Genomic DNA, 20239 nt, shown 5'->3' with positions numbered 1-20239 from the left:
GAACATGGGGCCGAAAGCCGTCCGAACTGGAGCGACGCGCCGAGAAGGGGCGAAATCCGCCGATCATCGGGTTACAGTCGTGCCACCGCACCCGCCCGAGACGTGCAGGTCCGCGAGGATCCCTGGTGATCAGGACCCGGATGGTCGGAGGGCGCGGTGGGACCCGGTCCCCGGGACCCTGGCATCAGGACACCCGTCACCGAACCAAGAACTGAGGTACGACAGTGGCTCTCCCTCCTCTCTCCCCGGAACAGCGCGCCGAAGCCCTCAAGAAGGCCGCCGAGGCCCGACGTGAGCGCGCAGCCATCAAGTCCCGCCTGAAGGAGTCCACCGGCCGCCGCGGCGAGGAGATCGCCAAGGTGCTCAAGGAGGCCGAGGACAACGAGGTGATCGGTCGTCTCCGCGTCGCCGCTCTCCTCGAGGCCCTCCCGGGCGTCGGCAAGGTCAAGGCGCAGCAGATCATGGAGGAGATCGGCATCTCGCCCTCGCGCAAGGTGCGGGGCCTCGGCTCCCACCAGGCGGAGAAGCTCATCGCCCATTTCTCCGAGTGACGGAGAGCGTCGCGGCCGGAGCCCCGCGCTCCGGCCGCGTCCCTGTCACGGTGCTCGCCGGCCCGACGGCCGTCGGCAAGGGCACGGTCTCGGCGGCGATGCGCGAGCGCTATCCCGACGTGTGGCTGTCCGTCTCGGCGACCACGCGCGCTCCGCGGCCCGGTGAGGTCGACGGCGTGCACTACTCCTTCGTCAGCGACGAGGAGTTCACCCGCCTGGTCGAGACCGGGCAGATGCTCGAATGGGCGATCGTCCACGGGCGCAACCGCTACGGAACGCCCCGCGGCGCGGTGGAGCAGCGCGTCGCCGACGGCCGCCCCGTGCTCCTGGAGATCGACCTCGCCGGGGCGCGGCAGGTCCGCGAGACCATGCCCGAGGCGCTCTTCGTGTTCCTCGCCCCGCCGGACTGGGAGACGCTCGTCGAGCGGCTCGTCGGCCGCGGCACCGAGGACGCCGAGGAGCGCGAGAGGCGCCTGGCCACCGCGCGCGTCGAGCTCGCCGCGGAGAGCGAGTTCGACGTCACCATCGTCAACGACACGGTCGCCGACGCCACCGATCGTCTGGCCGCTCTCATCGGCGTCGCCCCGCAGCACGGCTGAGCATTCGGCCGGGAGCACCCCGCTGCACGCGCTCCGCGCAGGCCGGGGAGCGACCCTCCGGACGGGGCGTGACGCAGCCCGCCCGCCCCCCGCTCGCCAGCGCGCGGATCGGGGCGTATCCTGGGTGGTCGCATGCGGCGCGCTCCGCGAGCTCAGCTCACTGCCGGACCGGCAGCGCCGTGCACATCGTCAATCGAAGGGACCTTCCGTGTTCGGAACCGTCGCCCAGCCCGAGGGCATCACGAACCCGCCGATCGACCGCCTCCTCGAGGACGTCGACTCGAAGTACGCGCTCGTGCTCTACTCCTCGCAGCGCGCCCGCCAGATCAACGCCTACTACTCGCAGCTCTCCGAGGGCCTGCTCGAGTACGTCGGCCCCCTCGTGGACGTCGAGAACCAGGAGAAGCCGCTCTCCATCGCCCTGCGCGAGATCGACGAGGGCCTGCTGGTCGCCCGTGAGATCGACGAGGCCGAGCTCGAGGCCAAGAAGCAGGCCGAGTCGGAGTCCTCGCTGGCCCCTCTGCAGCTCGGCGAGGACGCGCCCGAGCCGCCGTCCACCGACTTCTCCTTCTGAGCACACTCGGGGGAGTCCCCTCGAGATCCGCCGAGCATCGCGAGGATCCTGCTGAGATGACCCAGATCGCCGATGGGATCCGCGGAGCCCGCGTCCTGCTGGGCGTGAGCGGCGGCATCGCCGCCTACAAGGCCGCGCACGTGGTGCGCGGCCTTGTCGCGTCCGGGGCCGACGTCCGCGTGGTCCCGACCGCCTCCTCCCTCGAGTTCGTGGGCGCCGCGACCTGGGAGGCGCTCAGCCACCACCCGGTCACCACGAGCGTCTTCGAGGACGTCGACGAGGTCGCCCACGTGCGGCTCGGGCAGGAGGCCGACCTCGTCCTCGTCGTCCCCGCGACGGCCGACCTGCTGGCCCGGGTCCGCGGCGGACGGGCCGACGATCTGCTGAGCGCGACCCTGCTCATGGCCGGCCCGCGGGCCCTCCTCGCGCCCGCCATGCACACCGAGATGTGGGAGAACCCGGCGACCCGCGAGAACGTGTCGGTGCTTCGCGGGCGCGGCGTGCGGGTCCTCGAGCCCGCGGTCGGCCGGCTCACCGGCCCCGACAGCGGACCCGGCCGCCTTCCCGAGCCGGAGGCGATCCTCGACGCCGCCCGCGCTCAGCTCACCGCCCCGCGCGACGAGCACGGCGCCGTCGTGCAGGATCTCGCGGGCGCGCGCGTGCTGATCAGCGCCGGCGGCACCCGCGAGGAGATCGACCCCGTCCGCTTCCTTGCCAACCACTCGTCCGGCAAGCAGGGCTTCGCCCTCGCGCACGCGGCCCTCGCGCGCGGCGCGGAGGTCACCGTGATCGCTGCGAACGTCGACCTCGAGACGCCGCCCGGCGCCCGCCGTGTGGACGTCACGAGCGCCGCCGAGCTCGCGGAGGCCGTCGCCGCCGAGCGCGAGGACGCCGACGCGCTCGTGATGGCCGCCGCCGTGGCAGATTTCACCCCCGCCGAGCGGGCCGAGGAGAAGATCAAGAAGACCGGTGAGGACGACGTCCCCGTCCTCGCGCTGCGCCGCACCGAGGACGTGCTCGCCGCGAGCGTGACGGACCGCCGGCAGCGCCGGGGCGAGGCCGGAGCTCCCGCGGGAACCCGCGTGAACCCGCATGTCATCGTCGGATTCGCCGCGGAGACCGGGGGAGAGGGGCGCACCTCCCTTGAGCTCGCGCGGGAGAAGGCGCGCCGCAAGCAGGCCGATCTGCTGGTGTTCAACGACGTCAGCCGCGGGGTCTTCGGCGCGGAGGACACGGCGATCGATCTCCTGGACGCCGAGGGCGCGGACGTGGACCGCGCCGAGGGGTCCAAGACGGCCGTCGCCCACGCTGTGCTCACGCAGGTCGCGAGCAGGCTGGGCAACGTACGCTGGACCCCATGACATCGCACGACCTGCGCAGCTTCACCTCCGAGTCGGTCACCGAGGGGCACCCCGACAAGATCTGCGATCAGATCTCCGACGCCATCCTCGACGACATGCTCGGCCAGGACACCGGCGCGCGCGTCGCCGTCGAGACCATGGTGACCACGGGGCTCGTCCACGTCGCCGGTGAGGTGCGCACGTCGGGGTACACCGACGTGCAGCGGATCGTCCGCGACGTCATCCGGGAGATCGGCTACGACTCCTCCGCGAAGGGCTTCGACGCCGACAGCTGCGGCATCGAGGTCTCGATCGGCTCGCAGAGCCCCGACATCGCCGCGGGCGTCGACACCTCCTGGGAGCGGCGCGACGGCGGCTCCGCCGAGCGCTTCGGCGACCTCGGCGCGGGCGACCAGGGGCTCATGTTCGGCTACGCGTGCTCGGACACGCCGACCCTCATGCCGCTGCCGATCCACGCCGCCCACCGCCTCTCCTCGAACCTCTCCGAGGCGCGCCGCAGCGGGGTCCTGCCCTACCTGCGTCCCGACGGGAAGACCCAGGTCACCATCGGCTACGACGAGCACGACGTCGCCCGCAGCGTCGAGGCGGTCGTGGTCTCCACCCAGCACGACGAGGACGTCGACATCGCCGCGCAGCTCGACCCCGGGATCCGTCAGGTCGTCATCGCACCCGTCCTGGACGAGCTCGAGGGCATCGGCCTGGACACCTCCGAGGTGCGCTTCCACATCAACCCCTCCGGTCGCTTCGTCGTCGGCGGCCCCAAGGGCGACGCCGGGCTCACGGGCCGCAAGATCATCGTCGACACCTACGGCGGGATGGCCCGCCACGGCGGCGGCGCGTTCAGCGGCAAGGACCCCAGCAAGGTCGACCGCTCGGGCGCCTACGCCATGCGCTGGGTCGCCAAGAACGTCGTCGCCGCGGGCCTCGCGAAGCGCTGCGAGGTCCAGGTCGCCTATGCGATCGGCGTGGCCGCGCCCGTGGGCCTGTATGTCGAGACCTTCGGCACCGGCACCGTGCCCGACCACCAGATCGCCCGCGCCATCGAGAAGGTCTTCGACCTGCGTCCGGCCGCGATCATCGACGCCCTGGACCTGCTGCGCCCCATCTTCACGCTGACCTCGGCCCACGGCCACTTCGGCCGCGAGCTGCCCGAGTTCACCTGGGAGCGCACGGACCGGGCCGACGAGCTCGCGAGGGCGCTGTGAACGACGCCCCGGCGCTCGACCCGGCGATCGCGCAGCGCCTCGCCCACGACGCCGCGGGCCTCGTGCCCGCCGTCATCCAGGACCACGAGGACGGGCGCGTCCTCATGGTCGGGTGGATGGACGACGAGGCCCTGCGCCGCACCCTGACCGAGGGCCGTGTGACGTTCTGGTCCCGCTCGCGCCAGGAGTACTGGCGCAAGGGCGACACCAGCGGGAACGTGCAGTACGTGCGCTCGGCCGCCCTCGACTGCGACGGCGACACGCTGCTCGTCCAGGTCGATCAGATCGGACCGGCCTGCCACCGCGGCACCGACACCTGCTTCGTCGGCGGCGAGCTCGGCGTCCGCGTGCTCGCGGAGGCCGAGCGCTCGTCGGCCGCCGACGCCGCCGGGCCCACCACGGCCACCACGGCCACCACGGCCACCGCCGCGACCGCCACCGCGCACCGCCCCGAGGAGGACACCGAGGGATGACCACGACCGATCAGCCGCACGCGGATCGCACCCGTCCAACGGCCCCCGGGGGCCGGACAGCGGTCCCCGAGGGGTCCGCAGCGGCCTCCGAGGGCACGAGCGCCGGAGCGTCCTACCCTGAGCTCGTCGGCGGGATCGAGGGCGATGCCCTCGGGGTGATCCAGCCCGATCGCGAGACCTTCCGGGCGCTGGCCGCCCAGCAGCGGATCGTCCCCGTGACCCTCCGCGTGCTCGCCGACGAGGACACCCCGCTCACGCTCTACCGGCGCATCGTCGACCAGGAGGACCCCCGCGGCACCTTCCTGCTCGAGAGCGCGGGGGAGGGCGAGGCCTCCCGCTGGTCGATCATCGGCGCCCGCGCCCGCGCCGTCCTCACCGAGAAGGACGGCCAGGCCCACTGGATCGGCGACGTGCCCGCGGGCGTTCCCGAGGACGGCGACCCGATGCAGGCCCTCGCCTCCGTCGCCGACGTGTTCCGCTCCGCGCGCCTCCCGCAGCTGCCGCCCTTCACCGGCGGACTGGTCGGCGTCGTCGCCTACGACGCCGTGCGCCACTGGGAGAAGCTGCCGGACGCACCGCCCGACGAGATCGGCGTCCCCGACCTCTCGATGATGCTCGCCCAGGACGTCGCCGTGCACGATGCGCACGACGGCACCGTGCTGCTTGTCGCCAACGCCCTGAACCTCGACGACACCGACGAGCGCGTCGACGAGGCCTACGACGACGCCCTCGCGCGGTTGGACGCCCTGCGCGGCGCGCTGCACCGTCCGCTGCCCGCCCGCCCCGCCGTCTACGACACGGTGCGGGAGGTCGAGCCCAAGCCCCGCACGGCCGAGCTGGAGTACCAGGAGTCCGTGCGCGAGGCCGTCCGCGACATCGTCGACGGCGAGATCTTCCAGGTCGTGCCCTCGCAGCGCTTCTCCCTGCCCACCGCCGCGGATCCGCTGGACGTCTACCGGGTGCTGCGGCGCATGAACCCCAGCCCGTACATGTACCTGCTGCGGACCGTGGACGGCGACGGCGCGCCGATCGACGTGGTGGGCGCGAGCCCCGAGGCGCTCGTCACCGTGCGCGGACGCACCGCCGGCACGCACCCGATCGCCGGCTCGCGGCCGCGCGGGGCGACCCCCGAGGAGGACTCGCGCCTCGCGGAGGAGCTGCTGGCCGATCCCAAGGAGCGCAGCGAGCACCTGATGCTCGTCGACCTCGCGCGCAACGACCTGCAGAAGGTCTGCGAGCCCGGCAGCGTCACCGTGCGCGACCTCATGCACATCGAGCGCTTCAGCCACATCCAGCACATCTCGAGCGACGTCACCGGCACCCTGCGCGCCGACGCGAGCGCATGCGACGCCCTGCGCGCGACGTTCCCCGCCGGCACGCTCTCCGGGGCGCCGAAGCCGCGGGCGATGCAGATCATCGACCGGCTCGAGCCGGTGCGCCGCGGGGTCTACGGAGGCACCGTGGGGTACATCGACTTCGCCGGGGACATGGACATGGCCATCGCGATCCGCACCGCCGTCATCAAGGACGGCACCGCGCACGTGCAGTCCGGGGGCGGGATCGTCGCCGACTCCGATCCCGTGACGGAGCACCGCGAGTCCCAGACCAAGGCCGCCGCCGCCCTCCGCGCGGTCGCCTCCGCGCAGACGGTGCGCGACGCATGAGGGCGCTGCTGACCCGACGCAGCCTCGTGCTCGCCGCCCTCGTCATGTCCCTCGCGCTCGCGGGGATGACCCGCGCGACCTGGACGACCGCCCTGGCCGCCGGCTTCACGGGCGCGAAGCAGAGCGTCGACGTCCCCGGGCAGGACGCCGCCCCCGCGGTGCTCGCCCTCGCCCTCGTGGGCGGCGCCGCCGCGGTCGCGACCACCCTCGCCTCGCGCTGGGTGCGCTTCATCACCGGGCCCGTGCTGATCCTCGTGGGCATCGGCGCCGCCGTCTCCTCGATCAGCGTGCGCGCCGATGCCGTGAGCGCCTCGACCTCCGCGGTCGCCGAGGCCACGGGCGTGGTCGGCGGCTCGGTCGACGCCGAGGCGAGCATCTGGCCGCTCGTGGCCCTCGTGCCGGCGGTGCTGCTCGTGGTCGTCGGCGTGCTCGTGCTGGCCGTCGGCGGGCGCTGGCCCCGGCGCCGCTCCCGCTACCAGCGCGACGCCTCCCGCGAGGTCGCGCCCGCCGAGCTCGACCCGTCCGACGACCCGGCGGCGGCCTGGGACGCGCTGAGCCGCGGTGAGGATCCGTCCGATGCGGCGGCAGAAGAGCCCTCCGTCGATGCTGCCGGCGGTGGGGCCCACGACCCGGCCGACGAACCGGTCGACGATACGGCCGAGCACCCGTCCGACGACACACGGACCGAGCCGCCGGGAGACTCCGGGCGCGTGGCAGAATAGGGCCATCCGCCCCCTGCACACGAGAGGTCACCCATGCCCCGCACGTACGCCGTCCCGCCGCCGCCCCCGCACAACGAGGGCAGCACCGTCGCCGCTTGGGTGAACACCGTCGGCTGCGTCCTCGGGGCGATCGTCGCGGCGCTCGGCATCGTGCTCGGCGACATGCCGATCATCATCGGCGGCGCGGCCGTCGTGGTGATCACGATGATCGTGAGCTTCGTCCTGCGCCTCGCGGGCTTCGGCCAGAAGCGCACCCGGGCCTCGGCGCAGTGACCCGGCGGGCCGGCGCCCGGGGAGCGGTGCTGCCGCTCGCCCTGGCGGCGGCCGCGGCCGCAGCGGCGATCGGGGTGCAGGCGGTCTTCGACCCCTTCACCCAGGACGTGCCGCTGTGCCCCCTGCACGCGCTCACCAGCCTGGACTGCCCGGGCTGCGGCGCCACCCGCGCCGTGCACGCGCTGCTCGCGGGCGATCCGCTGCTGGCCCTGCACAGCAACGCGCTGATCGTGCTGGCCATGCCCGTCGTGCTCGCCCTCTACGTGCGCTGGATCGTCGACCGCGTCCGCGGGCGCGGTCGCATCATCGATCCGCCCAAGGGCATGCTCCTCGGACTGGGCGCCCTGGTGGCCGTCTTCACGATCGCCCGCAACCTCCCGGGCCTGGAGTTCCTCTCCGCGCCCTCGCTGGTCCCCGGGGCCTGAGCCCCGCGAGGCCGGCACGCAGCACCGGCGCCGAACGGGCACGCGGCCCGTCGGCGCCGCATCCGCATCGTCCGCGCAGACCAGGCTCCACGAGCCGGGACCAGGAGGGTCCGTGACAGCGACAGGCACCGTCCTCGACAGCATCATCGAGGGGGTCCGCGAGGACCTCGAGACGCGCCGCGCGCAGCTCCCGCGCCCCGCCCTCGAGCGCCTCGCCGCGCAGACCGCCCCCGCCCGCGACGCCCGCGCGAGCCTGGAGGGCGACGGCAGCACGCTGGGCCTGATCGCCGAGGTCAAGCGACGCAGCCCCTCGAAGGGCGACCTCGCCGAGATCGCCGATCCCGCCGCGCTCGCCCGTATCTACGCGGGCGCCGGCGCGAGCGCGATCAGCGTCCTCACCGAGCAGCGTCGCTTCGGCGGCAGCCTCGCCGACCTCGACGCGGTCCGCGAATCCGTCGACGTCCCCGTGCTGCGCAAGGACTTCACCGTCGAGGACTACCAGGTACTCGAGGCCCGCGCCCACGGGGCGGACCTCGTGCTGCTGATCGTCGCGGCCCTCGACGACGCCCTCCTGAAGGACCTGCACGACCTCACCGGCGAGCTCGGCATGCAGGCGCTCGTGGAGACCCACACCGCCGCGGAGCTCGAGCGCGCCCTCGCCCTTGATCCCGCGATCGTGGGCGTGAATGCGCGCGATCTCACCACCCTCGACGTGCACCTGGACCGGGCGACCGCCCTGCTCGGCGACATCCCCTCGGGGATCCTCGCGATCGGGGAGTCCGCGGTCGCCTCGGTCGCCGACGTCGAGTCCTACGCCCGCGCCGGGGCCGACGCCGTGCTCGTGGGCGAGGCCCTCGTGACGGGGCCCGACCCCCGCCGCAGCGTCGAGGAGTTCCGATCCGTCCGCCGGATCGGCCGCGCCGTCGGCTCGAGCCCGAACGCGGCCGGCACCAGCACCACGACCCCCGGAGGCGACGCATGAGCCAGAGCCTGTTCCCGCGCCCGGACACCCCGCTGCGCAGCGAGGCCGGCCCCTACTTCGGCGACTTCGGCGGGCGCTTCCTGCCCGAGGCGCTCGTGCCCGCGCTCGACGAGATCCGCGAGGCCTACGAGAAGGCGATCGTCGACCCCGACTTCATCGCCGAGCTCCAGCGCCTCTCCCGCGAGTACACGGGCCGCCCGTCCCTGCTCAGCGAGGCGCCGCGGTTCTCCGCCCTCGCCGGCGGCGCCCGCGTGCTGCTCAAGCGCGAGGACCTCAACCACACCGGCAGCCACAAGATCAACAACGTGCTGGGACAGGCCCTGCTCACCCAGCGCATGGGCAAGACCCGTGTGATCGCCGAGACCGGCGCCGGCCAGCACGGGGTCGCGACCGCGACGGCGGCGGCCCTGTTCGGACTGGACTGCACGATCTACATGGGCGAGGAGGACACCGAGCGCCAGGCGCTGAACGTGGCCCGCATGCGCCTGCTGGGCGCCGAGGTCGTCCCCGTGACCCACGGCTCGCGCACCCTGAAGGACGCGATCAACGAGGCCTTCCGCGACTGGGTCACGAACGTCGAGACCACCCACTACCTGCTGGGCACCGTGGCCGGCCCCCACCCGTTCCCCGTGATGGTCCGCGACTTCCACAGGGTGATCGGCGAGGAGGCCCGCGAGCAGGTCCTCGAGCGCACGGGCGCCCTGCCCGACGCCGTCGTCGCCTGCGTGGGCGGCGGCTCCAACGCGATGGGCATCTTCCACGCCTTCCTCGACGACGCCGACGTCCGGCTGATCGGCTGCGAGGCCGGCGGGGACGGCGTCACCACCGGTCGCCACAGCGCGACCATCGGCGGCGGCAGCCCGGGCGTCCTCCACGGCGCCCGGAGCTTCGTCATGCAGGACGACGACGGCCAGACCATTCCCTCCCATTCGGTGAGCGCGGGCCTGGACTACCCGAGCGTCGGCCCCGAGCACGCCTGGCTCGCCGAGATCGGCCGCGCCGAGTACCGCGCGATCGACGACGACGCGGCCATGGACGCCTTCGCCCTGCTCTCCATGACCGAGGGCATCATGCCCGCGCTCGAGTCCGCGCACGCCCTCGCCGGGGCGCTCGCGCTGGGCCGCGAGCTCGGCGAGGGCTCCACCGTCCTGGTGAGCCTCTCGGGACGCGGCGACAAGGACGTGGACACCGCCTCCCGCTGGTTCGGACTCCTGGACGATCCGTCCGACGGGTCCGACGGGTCCGACGGGTCCGACGGGTCCGCCGCTCCTCGCGGCGACCTCGCCGCCCTGCGCGACCTCGCCCGCAGCACCCTGCCGACCGACCGCGCCGCCGGCCCGGAGACCGCCGGTCCGGAGACCACCGCCGCGGCCGATCCCGCGACGCCCCTCACCGAGGAGGAGAACCGATGAGCACCACGTCGCGGCTGCGGGCCGGAGACGTCCTGGAGCGCACGCGCCAGGAGGGCCGCCCCGCGCTCGTCGGCTACCTGCCCGTCGGCTTCCCCGATCAGGAGCGCTGCATCCAGGCCGCGCGCACCCTGGTCGAGAACGGCGTGGACATCCTCGAGCTGGGCCTGCCCTACTCCGATCCCGTGATGGACGGGCCCGTCATCCAGCAGGCCGCGACCGCGGCGCTGGCAGGCGGCACCCGCACCCACCACGTCCTCGAGGCCGTCGAGGCGCTGCGGGGGAGCGGCGCGGCCGTCCTCGTGATGACCTACTGGAACCCGGTCCTCGCGCAGGGCGTCGCCTCCTTCGCGCAGCGCCTCGCCGCCGCGGGCGGCGCCGGGCTCATCACACCCGACCTCATCCCCGACGAGGCCGGGGAGTGGCTGGCCGCGAGCGAGGAGGAGGGGCTGGACCGCGTGTTCCTCGTGGCCCCCAGCTCCCCGCGCGAGCGACTCTCGCACGTCGTCTCCCACGCGTCCGGCTTCGTGTACGCCGCCTCGACCATGGGCGTGACCGGCACCCGCGACTCCGTGGGCGAGGCCACCCGAGGGCTCGTCGAGCGCACCCGCGCCGCGGGCGCTCGCAACGTCTGCGTCGGCCTCGGCGTCTCCACCGGGACCCAGGCGGCGGAGGTCGGCGCCTACGCCGACGGCGTCATCGTCGGCTCGGCCTTCGTCAAGGCGCTCATGGAGGACCTCGCCGCGGCGGCAGCCGACGGCGCGGCCCCCGGGACGGATCCGTCGCTCGATGCCGCTGTTCCCATGCCACGGCTCGCGGCGAAGGCGCGGGAGCTGCGCGAGGGCGTCGAGAGCGCCCGGAGCGGAGCGCGCGCATGATCCTCGCCGACATCCCCAGCCCCACGATCTCCGCGATCCATCTGGGCCCGCTCGAGATCCACTTCTACGCCCTGTGCATCCTCGCGGGCATCGGCGTCGCCCTCTGGTGGGCCACCAAGCGGTGGGAGTCCCGCGGGGGCAAGGGCGAGGACATGTTCGACATCGTCTTCGCCGCCGTCGTCGCCGGCATCATCGGTGCGCGCATCTGGCACGTGCTCTCCTCGCCCGCGCCCTACTTCGGGGCCGACGGGAACCTCCTGGACGTGCTCAAGATCTGGCAGGGCGGCCTCGCGATCTACGGAGCCGTCGCCGGCGGGGCCGTGGCCGTGTGGTTCATGGCCCGCCGCAAGGGCATCTCCTTCGTCGCGCTCGCGGACACGATCGCGCCGACGCTCATGGTCGCCCAGGCGATCGGACGCCTGGGCAACTGGTTCAACCAGGAGCTCTACGGCCCGCCGACGACCCTGCCCTGGGGACTGGACATCTCCTGCGTCCAGAACGGCGGGACCATCCCCGGGTGCATGCCGGGCACCTACCACCCGACGTTCCTCTACGAGCTGCTGTGGAACCTCATCGGCGTGGTCGTGCTGCTCGCGATCGCGAAGCGCCTGCAGCTGGGCGGGGGTCGCGTGTTCTGGCTCTACGCCGCGATCTACTCGGCGGGCCGCGCCTGGATCGACGCCATGCGCACCGAGCCCGTCGCGATGATCGGCCCGCTGCGCATCCACACCGTGCTGGCCCTCGTCGTCCTCGTGATCGCGATCGTCGTGCTCGTGGTGCTCACCCGGCGCCGGCGTGCGGGCGGGGGAGAGGTCCTCGCGGCCGACGGCTCGTGGACCCTGCCCGCAGGGTCCACGGCGGGCCCGGCGGCCTCCGCGGATGGGCCGACCCCTGAGGCATCGCCCGCCCCCGCCGACCCGTCCTCCGCCGAGGACGCCGACGGCGCAGACCGCTCCGCCCCCCGCAGCGCGCCGCGCGGCCGCCGCCGACGCGGCGACTGACGGCCCGCGGAGACGGACCGCGCGCAGCGGCCCGCTCCGCGCGTCGGCCGGCACCGCGCACCGCCGGGAGGCGCACCTGGCGGACGGTCGTCTCACGATGCGACTGCTGAGATTTCGCACGTCGGACTCAGGCAGTACTCTGTCCCGACGGCAATCGGGGCCCCGGGCGGCTCCCTGCCCTCCGGGACCCGCGTCGCGGCCCCTCTGCGGGCCACGGTCCACAGCACCGGCCCCGGAAGGAACGCCCATGATCCCCCTGCGTTCGCGGTTCTCCGCGCAGCCCCCGGCCACCGGCCTGTACAGCCCCGAGGACGAGCACGACGCCTGCGGCGTCGCCATGATCGCCACCACGCGCCGCACCCCCGGGCACGACATCATCGAGCACGCGCTCACGGCGCTCGAGAACCTCGACCACCGCGGCGCCGTCGGCGCCGAGGAGACCACCGGCGACGGCGCCGGGATCCTCCTGCAGGTGCCCCACCGCTTCCTCTCCGACGCGGCGGCAGAGGCCGGGGCCGAGCTCCCCGCGCCGGGCGCCTACGCCGTCGGCCAGGCCTTCCTCGCCCAGGATCCCGATGCACGCGCCCTCGAGGTGGAGCGCGTCGAGCGCATCGCCGAGGACGAGGGCCTGCGCGCGATCATGTGGCGCGACGTGCCCGTGGTCGACGGCCTCGTCGGTCCCAGCGCCCACGCCGCGCAGCCGCATTTCGCGCAGGTGATCCTCGAGGACGCCGCGCACGAGCGCACGGGACTCGATCTCGAGCGCGCCGCCTTCGCCGTGCGCCGCCGCGTCGAGCACTCCACGGGCGCCTATTTCGCGAGCCTGTCCACGCGCACCCTCGTCTACAAGGGCATGCTCACCACCACGCAGCTCGGCGAGTTCTACCCCGACCTGCGCGATCCGCGCCTCGAGTCGACCGTCGCGATCGTCCACTCGCGCTTCTCGACCAACACCTTCCCCGCCTGGCCGCTCGCGCACCCCTTCCGGATGCTCGCCCACAACGGCGAGATCAACACGGTGATCGGCAACCGCAACCGCCTGCGCGCGGCCGAGGGTCGCCTGGCCTCGCCCCTGTTCGGCGAGGACCTGGGCCGCCTGCTGCCCGTGAACTCGGCCGGCGCCTCGGACTCCGCGAGCCTCGATGAGGCCCTCGAGCTGCTGAACCTCGCGGGCCGCTCCGTGCCCCACGCGATGATGATGCTGGTCCCGGAGCCCTGGGAGAACGACACCTCGATGGACCCCGACCTGCGGGCGTTCTACGAGTTCCACGCGATGATCCAGGAGCCCTGGGACGGCCCCGCCGCCCTCGTCTTCACCGACGGCGACATGGTCGGCGCGAAGCTCGACCGCAACGGCCTGCGCCCCCTGCGCTACTGGGTGAGCGACGAGGGTCTCGTGGTCCTCGGCTCCGAGGCCGGCATGATCGAGATGGAGCCCGAGCACGTCGCGCGCAAGGGACGCGTCGCCCCCGGCGAGATGTTCGCCGTCGATCTGGTCGGCGGTCGCGTGCTCACCTCCCAAGAGGTCAAGGACGAGGTCGTCGCGAGCCGCCCCTGGCGGCGCTGGCTCTCCGAGCAGAAGATCGACATCGCCGATCTCCCGCAGCGCGAGCCCATCTGGCACTCGCGCTCCTCCGTGGTGCGCCGCCAGCAGACCTTCGGGTACTCCGAGGAGGAGCTGCGCATCCTGCTCGGTCCGATGGCGGCCAAGGGGGCCGAGCCCATCGGGGCGATGGGCACCGACACCCCCACGGCCGTCCTCTCGGACCGCCCGCGCCTGCTCTTCGACTACTTCACCCAGCAGTTCGCCCAGGTCACGAACCCGCCGCTCGACTCGATCCGCGAAGCCGTGGTCACCAGCCTGGGCGTCGCGATCGGCGAGTCGCGCAACCTGCTGGACGCGACCGCGCTGCACGCGCGCCAGCTGTCCCTGCCCGCGCCCGTCATCGACAACGAGCAGCTCGCCCGGATCCTCACCATCGACTCCGATCCCGGGACCGCGGACTTCCACACCACCCGCCTGCGCGGCCTCTACCGCGTGAGCGGGGGAGCCTCCGCCCTCGAGGAGCGCATCCAGGAGATCTGCGAGGAGGCGGTGCGCGCGATCGACGACGGCGCGACGTTCCTCGTGCTCTCCGACCGCGACTCCAACGCCGAGCTCGCCCCGATCCCCTCGCTGCTGCTCACGAGCGCCGTCCAGCACCACCTCATCCGCACCGGCCGGCGCACCCGTGCCGCCCTCCTGGTCGAGGCGGGCGACGTGCGCGAGGTCCACCACGTCGCGCTGCTCATCGCCTACGGCGCGAGCGCCGTGAACCCCTATCTCGCCATGGAGAGCGCCGAGGACCTCGTCGGCCGCGGGGTCGTCGGCGACATCAGCGGCGAGCAGGCGGTCGCGAACCTCCTGCAGGCCCTCGCCAAGGGCGTCCTGAAGATCATGTCGAAGATGGGCATCTCCACGGTCGCCTCCTACCGCGGCAGCCAGCTCTTCGAGGCAGTGGGCCTCTCGCGCGAGCTCGTCGAGCGGTTCTTCCCGGGCACCACCAGCCGCATCGACGGCATCGGGCTCGACGTCATCGCCGAGGAGAACGCGTCCCGCCACGCCCTCGCCTACCCGCGCGACGGCCTGCGCAACGCCCACCGCCGCCTCGACGTCGGCGGCGAGTACCAGTGGCGCCGCGAGGGCCCGCCGCACCTCTTCACCCCCGAGACGGTGTTCCGCCTCCAGCACTCCACGCGCTCGCGGCAGTACGAGGAGTTCCGCCGCTACACCGAGCTCGTCGACGACCAGTCCACGCAGCTGATGACCCTGCGGGGCCTCATGCGCCTGCGCACCGACGAGGCCTCCCCGGTGCCGCTGGAGGAGGTCGAGCCGGTCTCCTCGATCGTGAAGCGGTTCATGACCGGAGCGATGAGCTACGGCTCGATCTCCCGCGAGGCCCACGAGACCCTCGCGATCGCCATGAACCGCCTGGGCGGCATGTCGAACTCGGGTGAGGGCGGGGAGGAGCCCGACCGCCTCCATGATGCCGAGCGCAACAGCGCCATCAAGCAGATCGCCTCGGGCCGCTTCGGCGTGACCAGCGAGTACCTGACCTTCGCGCGCGACATCCAGATCAAGATGGCGCAGGGCGCGAAGCCCGGCGAGGGCGGCCAGCTGCCCCCGGAGAAGGTCTACCCGTGGATCGCCCGCACGCGGCACTCCACGCCCGGCATCGGCCTCATCTCCCCGCCGCCGCACCACGACATCTACTCGATCGAGGACCTCGCCCAGCTCATCCACGACGCGAAGTCCGCGAACCCCGCGGCCCGCGTGCACGTGAAGCTCGTGTCCCGCTTCGGCGTGGGCACGGTCGCCGCGGGCGTCTCCAAGGCCCACGCCGACGTCGTCCTGGTCTCCGGGCACGACGGCGGGACCGGCGCGAGCCCCCTGAACTCCCTCAAGCACGCGGGCACCCCCTGGGAGCTCGGCCTCGCCGAGACCCAGCAGACCCTGCTGCTCAACGGCCTGCGGGACCGCATCACCGTGCAGGTCGACGGGCAGATGAAGACCGGGCGCGACGTCATCATCGGCGCGCTCCTGGGCGCCGAGGAGTTCGGCTTCGCGACCGCCCCGCTCGTGGTCTCCGGCTGCATCATGATGCGCGTGTGCCACCTGGACACCTGCCCCGTGGGCGTGGCCACCCAGAACCCCGAGCTGCGTGCGCGCTTCACCGGGCAGGCCGACTTCGTGGTCACCTTCTTCGAGTACATCGCCGAGCAGGTCCGCGAGCACCTCGCCTCCCTCGGACTGCGCTCGCTCGACGAGGCCGTCGGCCGCATCGACCTGCTCGACGTCGAGGACGCCCGCCGCCACTTCAAGCAGCAGGGCCTCGACCTCGCGCCGGTGCTCGCCGCCCCCGAGGTCTTCGCGGGCGACCACGTGCGCCGCATGCGCGGTCAGGACCACTCCCTGGAGAAGGCGGCCGACCTCCCGTGGATCGCCGCCGCCGAGCCCGCGCTCGAGCGCGGGGAGGCCGTCGTCATCCGCGATCGCGTCCGCAACGTCCAGCGCACCGTCGGCACCCAGCTGGGCCACGAGGTCACCCGGCGCCACCGCGCCGAGGGGCTGCCCGAGGACACCATCCGCCTCGAGCTCGAGGGCACCGGCGGCCAGTCGCTCGGCGCCTTCCTGCCGCGCGGCATCACCATGGAGCTCACGGGCGACGCCAACGACTACGTCGCCAAGGGCCTCTCCGGCGGCGTGGTCGCGATCGGCCACGGCGAGGGCACCCCGTCGTCTCTGACCTCCGCGACCATCGCCGGCAACACCTGCGGCTACGGCGCGACCAGCGGCAAGCTGTTCCTCGCCGGCGCCGCGGGGGAGCGCTTCGGCGTGCGCAACTCCGGCGCCACGATGGTCGTCGAGGGCATCGGCGACCACGGCGCGGAGTACATGACCGGCGGAGCCGTCGTCATCCTCGGCGCGACCGGCAGGAACCTCGGCGCCGGCATGAGCGGCGGCACCCTGTTCGTCCTCGACCTCGACGAGAGCGACCTCAACCCCGCCGACGCCGCGACCTTCGAGATCACGCCCGTGCGCGAGGACCACCGCGAGTTCGTGCTCGAGGCCGTGCGCGAGCACGCCCGGCGCACCGGCTCCGACCGGGCCCACGCCCTGCTGGCGGACGAGGACGACCTGATCTCGCGCCTCGTCGAGATCGCCCCCCGCGCGTTCCTGCGCGTCACCGAGATCCGAGACCGCGCCCAGGAGGCCGGCATCGACCCCGATTCCCACGAGGTGTGGAACGAGATCCTGGAGGGTTCCCATGGCTGATCCCCGCGGCTTCCTGAAGACCCGCGACCGCGAGCTGCCCACGCGTCGGCCCGTGCCCCTGCGCCTCATGGACTGGCGCGAGGTCTACGAGTCCCGCGAGCAGGGTCGGCTCGGCGTCGTCTCCCGCCAGGCGGGCCGCTGCATGGACTGCGGCATCGCCTTCTGCCACCAGGGCTGTCCGCTGGGCAACCTGATCCCCGAGTGGAACGAGCTGGTCTACCGCGAGGACTGGCGGGACGCCTCCGAGCGCCTGCACGCGACCAACAACTTCCCCGAGTTCACCGGACGCGCCTGCCCCGCCCCGTGCGAGTCCAGCTGCGTGCTCGGCATCAACCAGCCGCCCGTGACCATCAAGAACATCGAGGTCTCGATCATCGATCGCGCCTTCGACGAGGGCTGGGTGACGCCCCAGGAGCCCGAGCGGCAGACCGGCCGCTCGGTCGCCGTCGTCGGCTCCGGGCCCGCTGGCCTCGCCGCCGCGCAGCAGCTCACGCGCGCCGGCCACTCCGTGGTGGTCCTCGAGCGCGACGACCGCATCGGCGGACTGCTGCGCTACGGCATCCCCGAGTTCAAGCTCGAGAAGCGCCACGTGGACCGCCGCCTCGAGCAGATGCGCGCCGAGGGCACCCGCTTCCGCACCGGCGTGGACGTGGGCGGCGACGGCGAGGGCGCGATCAGCATGGAGCAGCTGCGCCGCCGCTTCGACGCCGTCGTGCTCGCGACCGGTTCGCAGATCCCGCGCGAGCTCCCGGTGCCCGGGCGCGAGGCCGCCGGCATCCACCCCGCCATGGAGTACCTCACCCAGGCGAACCGCCGGGTCGAGGGCGACGAGGTCGCCGACCAGATCAGCGCCGAGGGCAAGGACGTCATCGTCATCGGCGGCGGCGACACCGGCGCCGACTGCCTGGGCACCGCCCTGCGTCAGGGCGCCCGCTCCGTCACCACGCTCGCGATCGGCTACCAGCCGCCCACCGAGCGCGACGAGGCCCACCCCTGGCCCACGCACCCCGTGCTCTTCGAGGTCACCGGCTCCCACGAGGAGGGAGGCGAGCGCAGCTACCTCGCCTCCACGACCGGCTTCGAGGTCGGCGAGGACGGCGCGGTCACCGGCATCCGGGTGGCGCGCACGAGCATCCAGGACGGCCGCCGGGTCCCCACGCCGGGCACCGAGAAGGTCCTTCCCGCCCAGCTCGTCCTCATCGCGATGGGCTTCACCGGCCCGCGCCGCGAGGGAGCGCTCGAGGAGGCCGGCGTCGAGCTCGACGACCGCGGCGGCATCGTGCACGACGAGACCTGGCGCACGAGCGCCGACGGCGTGTTCACCGCGGGCGACTGCGCACGCGGGCAGAGCCTCATCGTCTGGGCGATCGCCGAGGGCCGCTCGTGCGCGGCCGCCGTGGACGCCCACCTGATGGGATCCACGGCCCTCCCGCAGCCCGTCGAGCCCCACGCCCGGGCCCTGTCCGTCTGAACCGGAGGCCGTCGGCGGTCGCACCGGGCGCGCTGCCCCGGGTCGTTCGCCCGTGCTCCGACCGCTGGCCGGTCGCGCCGCCCGGCTCCGCCGCGCGGACAGTACACTGGACGGCGACGGATCACAGCGGTGCGACCCGTGGCAGCGCGTTGCCCGGATGCACCCCGCTGCGACGGGGATGCGCGCCCCCACTTACCTCCGATAGATGGGTTGACATGCGAAAAGCCAAGATCGTCTGCACACTGGGCCCGGCGACGAGCTCGTATGAGCAGATCCGCACGCTGATCGACGCCGGGATGAACGTGGCCAGGATGAACCTGAGCCACGGCACCCACGACGACCACGAGAAGGTCTACGCGAACATCCGCCGCGCAGCCGATGACCTGGGGCGCAACGTCGCGGTCCTCGTCGACCTCCAGGGACCCAAGATCCGGCTCGGGAACTTCGCCGACGGCCCCCATCGCCTCGAGGTGGGCGATGAGTTCACCATCACCACCGAGGACGTCGAGGGCACCAAGGAGCGCGTCTCCACGACCTTCAAGGGCCTGCCCGGCGACTGCCGTCCCGGCGACGTCCTCCTGATCGACGACGGCAAGGTGTCGGTGCGCGTGACCGACGTGTCCGACACCGAGGTGCGCACCGTCGTCGAGGTCCCCGGGCCCGTCTCGAACCACAAGGGCATCAACCTGCCCGGCGTGGCCGTCTCGGTCCCCGCCATGAGCGAGAAGGACATCGACGACCTGCGCTGGGGACTGAACCTCGGCGCCGATCTGATCGCCCTCTCCTTCGTGCGCGACGCGCACGACATGGACGACGTCCTGCGGATCATGCAGGAGGAGGGCCGGCGGGTCCCGGTCATCGCCAAGATCGAGAAGCCCCAGGCCGTGCGGGCGCTGCGCGCGATCGTCGGCGCCTTCGACGGCATCATGGTCGCCCGCGGCGACCTCGGCGTCGAGCTGCCGCTCGAGCAGGTCCCGCTCGTCCAGAAGCGCGCGATCGAGCTGGCCCGCCGCAACGCCAAGCCCGTCATCGTGGCCACCCAGGTCCTCGAGTCGATGATCGAGAGCCCGCGCCCCACCCGCGCCGAGGCCTCGGACTGCGCCAACGCCATCCTCGACGGGGCCGACGCGGTCATGCTCTCGGGCGAGACCAGCGTGGGCAAGTACCCCTTCGAGGCCGTGCGCACCATGGCGCGCATCGTCACCAACACGGAGGAGAACGGCGCCGACCGCATCCTCCCGCTGGGCACCATCCCGCACACCCGCGGCGGCGCCATCACCCGCGCGGCGGCGGAGATCGGCAGCCAGCTGTCCGCCCAGTACCTGGTGACCTTCACCGAGTCCGGGGACACCGCGCGCCGCCTCGCGCGCCTGCGCCCGTCCATCCCCCTGCTCGCCCTCACCCCCTACGAGCACGTGCGCCATCAGCTCGCGCTCTCCTGGGGCATCGAGGCGCACCTCGTGCCGATGCAGAAGAACACGGACGAGATGGTCCTCGTCGTCGACGAGCTGCTGCGCGAGCACAAGGGACTGCAGAAGAACGACCTGGTGATCGTCGCCGCCGGCTCGCCCCCCGGCGTCCACGGCTCGACGAACACCCTGCGCGTGCACCGCATCGGCGACCTCGACGGCGCCGAGTCCGCGCGGATCGAGGCCGACCGCATCGCCGCCGGCACCCAGGAGTCCTGAGACCCGGGTCGCCGGAGGCACCCGCGGGGCGTCCGGCCGCACCCCGGGTGCCCCGCGACCGGAGGCGCACCCGTCGCGCAGCACGAAGGGCCCCGTTCCCGGATCCGAGCATCGGATCCGGGAAAGGGGCCCTTCCGCGTCCTCGTG

At 73.3% G+C, this 20239-nt stretch carries 17 protein-coding genes; all 17 read left to right on the top strand.

Annotated elements, in window-relative coordinates; translation table 11 throughout:
- Positions 1 to 224: 224 nt before the first annotated feature.
- The 17 genes from mihF to pyk all read left to right on the top strand — a co-directional run bounded on the left by mihF (position 225) and on the right by pyk (position 20092).
- A complete protein-coding gene (gene mihF, locus Bra3105_RS02940; RefSeq protein WP_152353058.1) occupies positions 225 to 551 on the top strand; it encodes an integration host factor, actinobacterial type in 327 nt (108 codons plus the stop codon).
- On the top strand, positions 548 to 1150 hold the full coding sequence (gene gmk, locus Bra3105_RS02935) for a guanylate kinase (protein ID WP_152353057.1): 603 nt from the start codon (positions 548 to 550) through the stop codon (positions 1148 to 1150). The genes mihF and gmk overlap by 4 nt, the downstream gene beginning before the upstream one ends.
- A 208-nt stretch (positions 1151 to 1358) precedes the next feature.
- Positions 1359 to 1724, top strand: coding sequence for a DNA-directed RNA polymerase subunit omega (gene rpoZ, locus Bra3105_RS02930; RefSeq protein WP_152353056.1), 366 nt, complete (start codon positions 1359 to 1361; stop codon positions 1722 to 1724).
- Between the two features lie 56 nt (positions 1725 to 1780).
- The gene (coaBC, locus tag Bra3105_RS02925; protein WP_228358534.1) at positions 1781 to 3085 is read left to right on the top strand and encodes a bifunctional phosphopantothenoylcysteine decarboxylase/phosphopantothenate--cysteine ligase CoaBC; all 1305 of its coding nucleotides are present in this window, start codon (positions 1781 to 1783) and stop codon (positions 3083 to 3085) included.
- Complete coding sequence (gene metK, locus Bra3105_RS02920) at positions 3082 to 4290, top strand: methionine adenosyltransferase (RefSeq protein ID WP_228358533.1); 1209 nt, start codon at positions 3082 to 3084, stop codon at positions 4288 to 4290. Before coaBC ends, metK begins: the two co-directional genes overlap by 4 nt.
- Complete coding sequence (hisI, locus tag Bra3105_RS02915) at positions 4287 to 4763, top strand: phosphoribosyl-AMP cyclohydrolase (RefSeq protein ID WP_407650892.1); 477 nt, start codon at positions 4287 to 4289, stop codon at positions 4761 to 4763. The genes metK and hisI overlap by 4 nt, the downstream gene beginning before the upstream one ends.
- A complete protein-coding gene (locus Bra3105_RS02910; protein WP_228358532.1) occupies positions 4760 to 6427 on the top strand; it encodes an anthranilate synthase component I in 1668 nt (555 codons plus the stop codon). The genes hisI and Bra3105_RS02910 overlap by 4 nt, the downstream gene beginning before the upstream one ends.
- The gene (locus tag Bra3105_RS02905) at positions 6424 to 7149 is read left to right on the top strand and encodes a Trp biosynthesis-associated membrane protein (RefSeq protein WP_228358531.1); all 726 of its coding nucleotides are present in this window, start codon (positions 6424 to 6426) and stop codon (positions 7147 to 7149) included. Before Bra3105_RS02910 ends, Bra3105_RS02905 begins: the two co-directional genes overlap by 4 nt.
- A 33-nt stretch (positions 7150 to 7182) precedes the next feature.
- The gene (locus tag Bra3105_RS02900) at positions 7183 to 7422 is read left to right on the top strand and encodes an HGxxPAAW family protein (RefSeq protein WP_152353050.1); all 240 of its coding nucleotides are present in this window, start codon (positions 7183 to 7185) and stop codon (positions 7420 to 7422) included.
- Between the two features lie 26 nt (positions 7423 to 7448).
- Positions 7449 to 7847, top strand: a complete 399-nt coding sequence (locus tag Bra3105_RS02895) for a DUF2752 domain-containing protein (RefSeq protein WP_228358530.1) — start codon at positions 7449 to 7451, stop codon at positions 7845 to 7847.
- 112 nt (positions 7848 to 7959) lie between these two features.
- A complete protein-coding gene (gene trpC / locus Bra3105_RS02890) occupies positions 7960 to 8829 on the top strand; it encodes an indole-3-glycerol phosphate synthase TrpC (RefSeq protein ID WP_228358529.1) in 870 nt (289 codons plus the stop codon).
- Positions 8826 to 10241, top strand: coding sequence for a tryptophan synthase subunit beta (gene trpB / locus Bra3105_RS02885; protein WP_228358528.1), 1416 nt, complete (start codon positions 8826 to 8828; stop codon positions 10239 to 10241). The genes trpC and trpB overlap by 4 nt, the downstream gene beginning before the upstream one ends.
- Positions 10238 to 11116: a tryptophan synthase subunit alpha gene (trpA, locus tag Bra3105_RS02880; RefSeq protein WP_228358527.1), complete on the top strand. Its 879-nt coding sequence runs from the start codon at positions 10238 to 10240 to the stop codon at positions 11114 to 11116. The genes trpB and trpA overlap by 4 nt, the downstream gene beginning before the upstream one ends.
- Positions 11113 to 12117, top strand: coding sequence for a prolipoprotein diacylglyceryl transferase (lgt, locus tag Bra3105_RS02875; RefSeq protein ID WP_228358526.1), 1005 nt, complete (start codon positions 11113 to 11115; stop codon positions 12115 to 12117). Before trpA ends, lgt begins: the two co-directional genes overlap by 4 nt.
- 247 nt (positions 12118 to 12364) lie before the next feature.
- On the top strand, positions 12365 to 16933 hold the full coding sequence (gltB, locus tag Bra3105_RS02870) for a glutamate synthase large subunit (RefSeq protein ID WP_228358525.1): 4569 nt from the start codon (positions 12365 to 12367) through the stop codon (positions 16931 to 16933).
- The gene (locus Bra3105_RS02865) at positions 16926 to 18404 is read left to right on the top strand and encodes a glutamate synthase subunit beta (RefSeq protein WP_228358524.1); all 1479 of its coding nucleotides are present in this window, start codon (positions 16926 to 16928) and stop codon (positions 18402 to 18404) included. The genes gltB and Bra3105_RS02865 overlap by 8 nt, the downstream gene beginning before the upstream one ends.
- Positions 18405 to 18619: 215 nt before the next feature.
- Positions 18620 to 20092 carry a pyruvate kinase gene (pyk, locus tag Bra3105_RS02860; RefSeq protein WP_228358523.1) on the top strand — a complete coding sequence of 491 codons (1473 nt, stop codon included), beginning with the start codon at positions 18620 to 18622 and terminating at the stop codon, positions 20090 to 20092.
- The last annotated feature ends 147 nt before the right edge of the window (positions 20093 to 20239 follow it).

This window comes from Brachybacterium halotolerans subsp. kimchii, assembly GCF_020792675.1.
In the GTDB taxonomy this organism is placed as follows: Bacteria; Actinomycetota; Actinomycetes; order Actinomycetales; family Dermabacteraceae; genus Brachybacterium; species Brachybacterium halotolerans.
The sequence above is the reverse complement of the archived record's forward strand: the minus strand, read 5'-3'. Positions and strand labels throughout refer to the sequence as shown.

Excerpts from the sequence above, each read along its gene's own strand:
- Bra3105_RS02905 (WP_228358531.1), top strand. The coding sequence starts at position 6,424 with ATGAGGGCGCTGCTGACCCGACGCAGCCTCGTGCTCGCCGCCCTCGTC.
- Bra3105_RS02865 (WP_228358524.1), top strand. The coding sequence starts at position 16,926 with ATGGCTGATCCCCGCGGCTTCCTGAAGACCCGCGACCGCGAGCTGCCC.
- trpB (WP_228358528.1), top strand. The coding sequence starts at position 8,826 with ATGAGCCAGAGCCTGTTCCCGCGCCCGGACACCCCGCTGCGCAGCGAG.
- Bra3105_RS02910 (WP_228358532.1), top strand. The coding sequence starts at position 4,760 with ATGACCACGACCGATCAGCCGCACGCGGATCGCACCCGTCCAACGGCC.
- trpA (WP_228358527.1), top strand. The coding sequence starts at position 10,238 with ATGAGCACCACGTCGCGGCTGCGGGCCGGAGACGTCCTGGAGCGCACG.
- gltB (WP_228358525.1), top strand. The coding sequence starts at position 12,365 with ATGATCCCCCTGCGTTCGCGGTTCTCCGCGCAGCCCCCGGCCACCGGC.
- Bra3105_RS02900 (WP_152353050.1), top strand. The coding sequence starts at position 7,183 with ATGCCCCGCACGTACGCCGTCCCGCCGCCGCCCCCGCACAACGAGGGC.
- pyk (WP_228358523.1), top strand. The coding sequence starts at position 18,620 with ATGCGAAAAGCCAAGATCGTCTGCACACTGGGCCCGGCGACGAGCTCG.
- lgt (WP_228358526.1), top strand. The coding sequence starts at position 11,113 with ATGATCCTCGCCGACATCCCCAGCCCCACGATCTCCGCGATCCATCTG.
- coaBC (WP_228358534.1), top strand. The coding sequence starts at position 1,781 with ATGACCCAGATCGCCGATGGGATCCGCGGAGCCCGCGTCCTGCTGGGC.
- metK (WP_228358533.1), top strand. The coding sequence starts at position 3,082 with ATGACATCGCACGACCTGCGCAGCTTCACCTCCGAGTCGGTCACCGAG.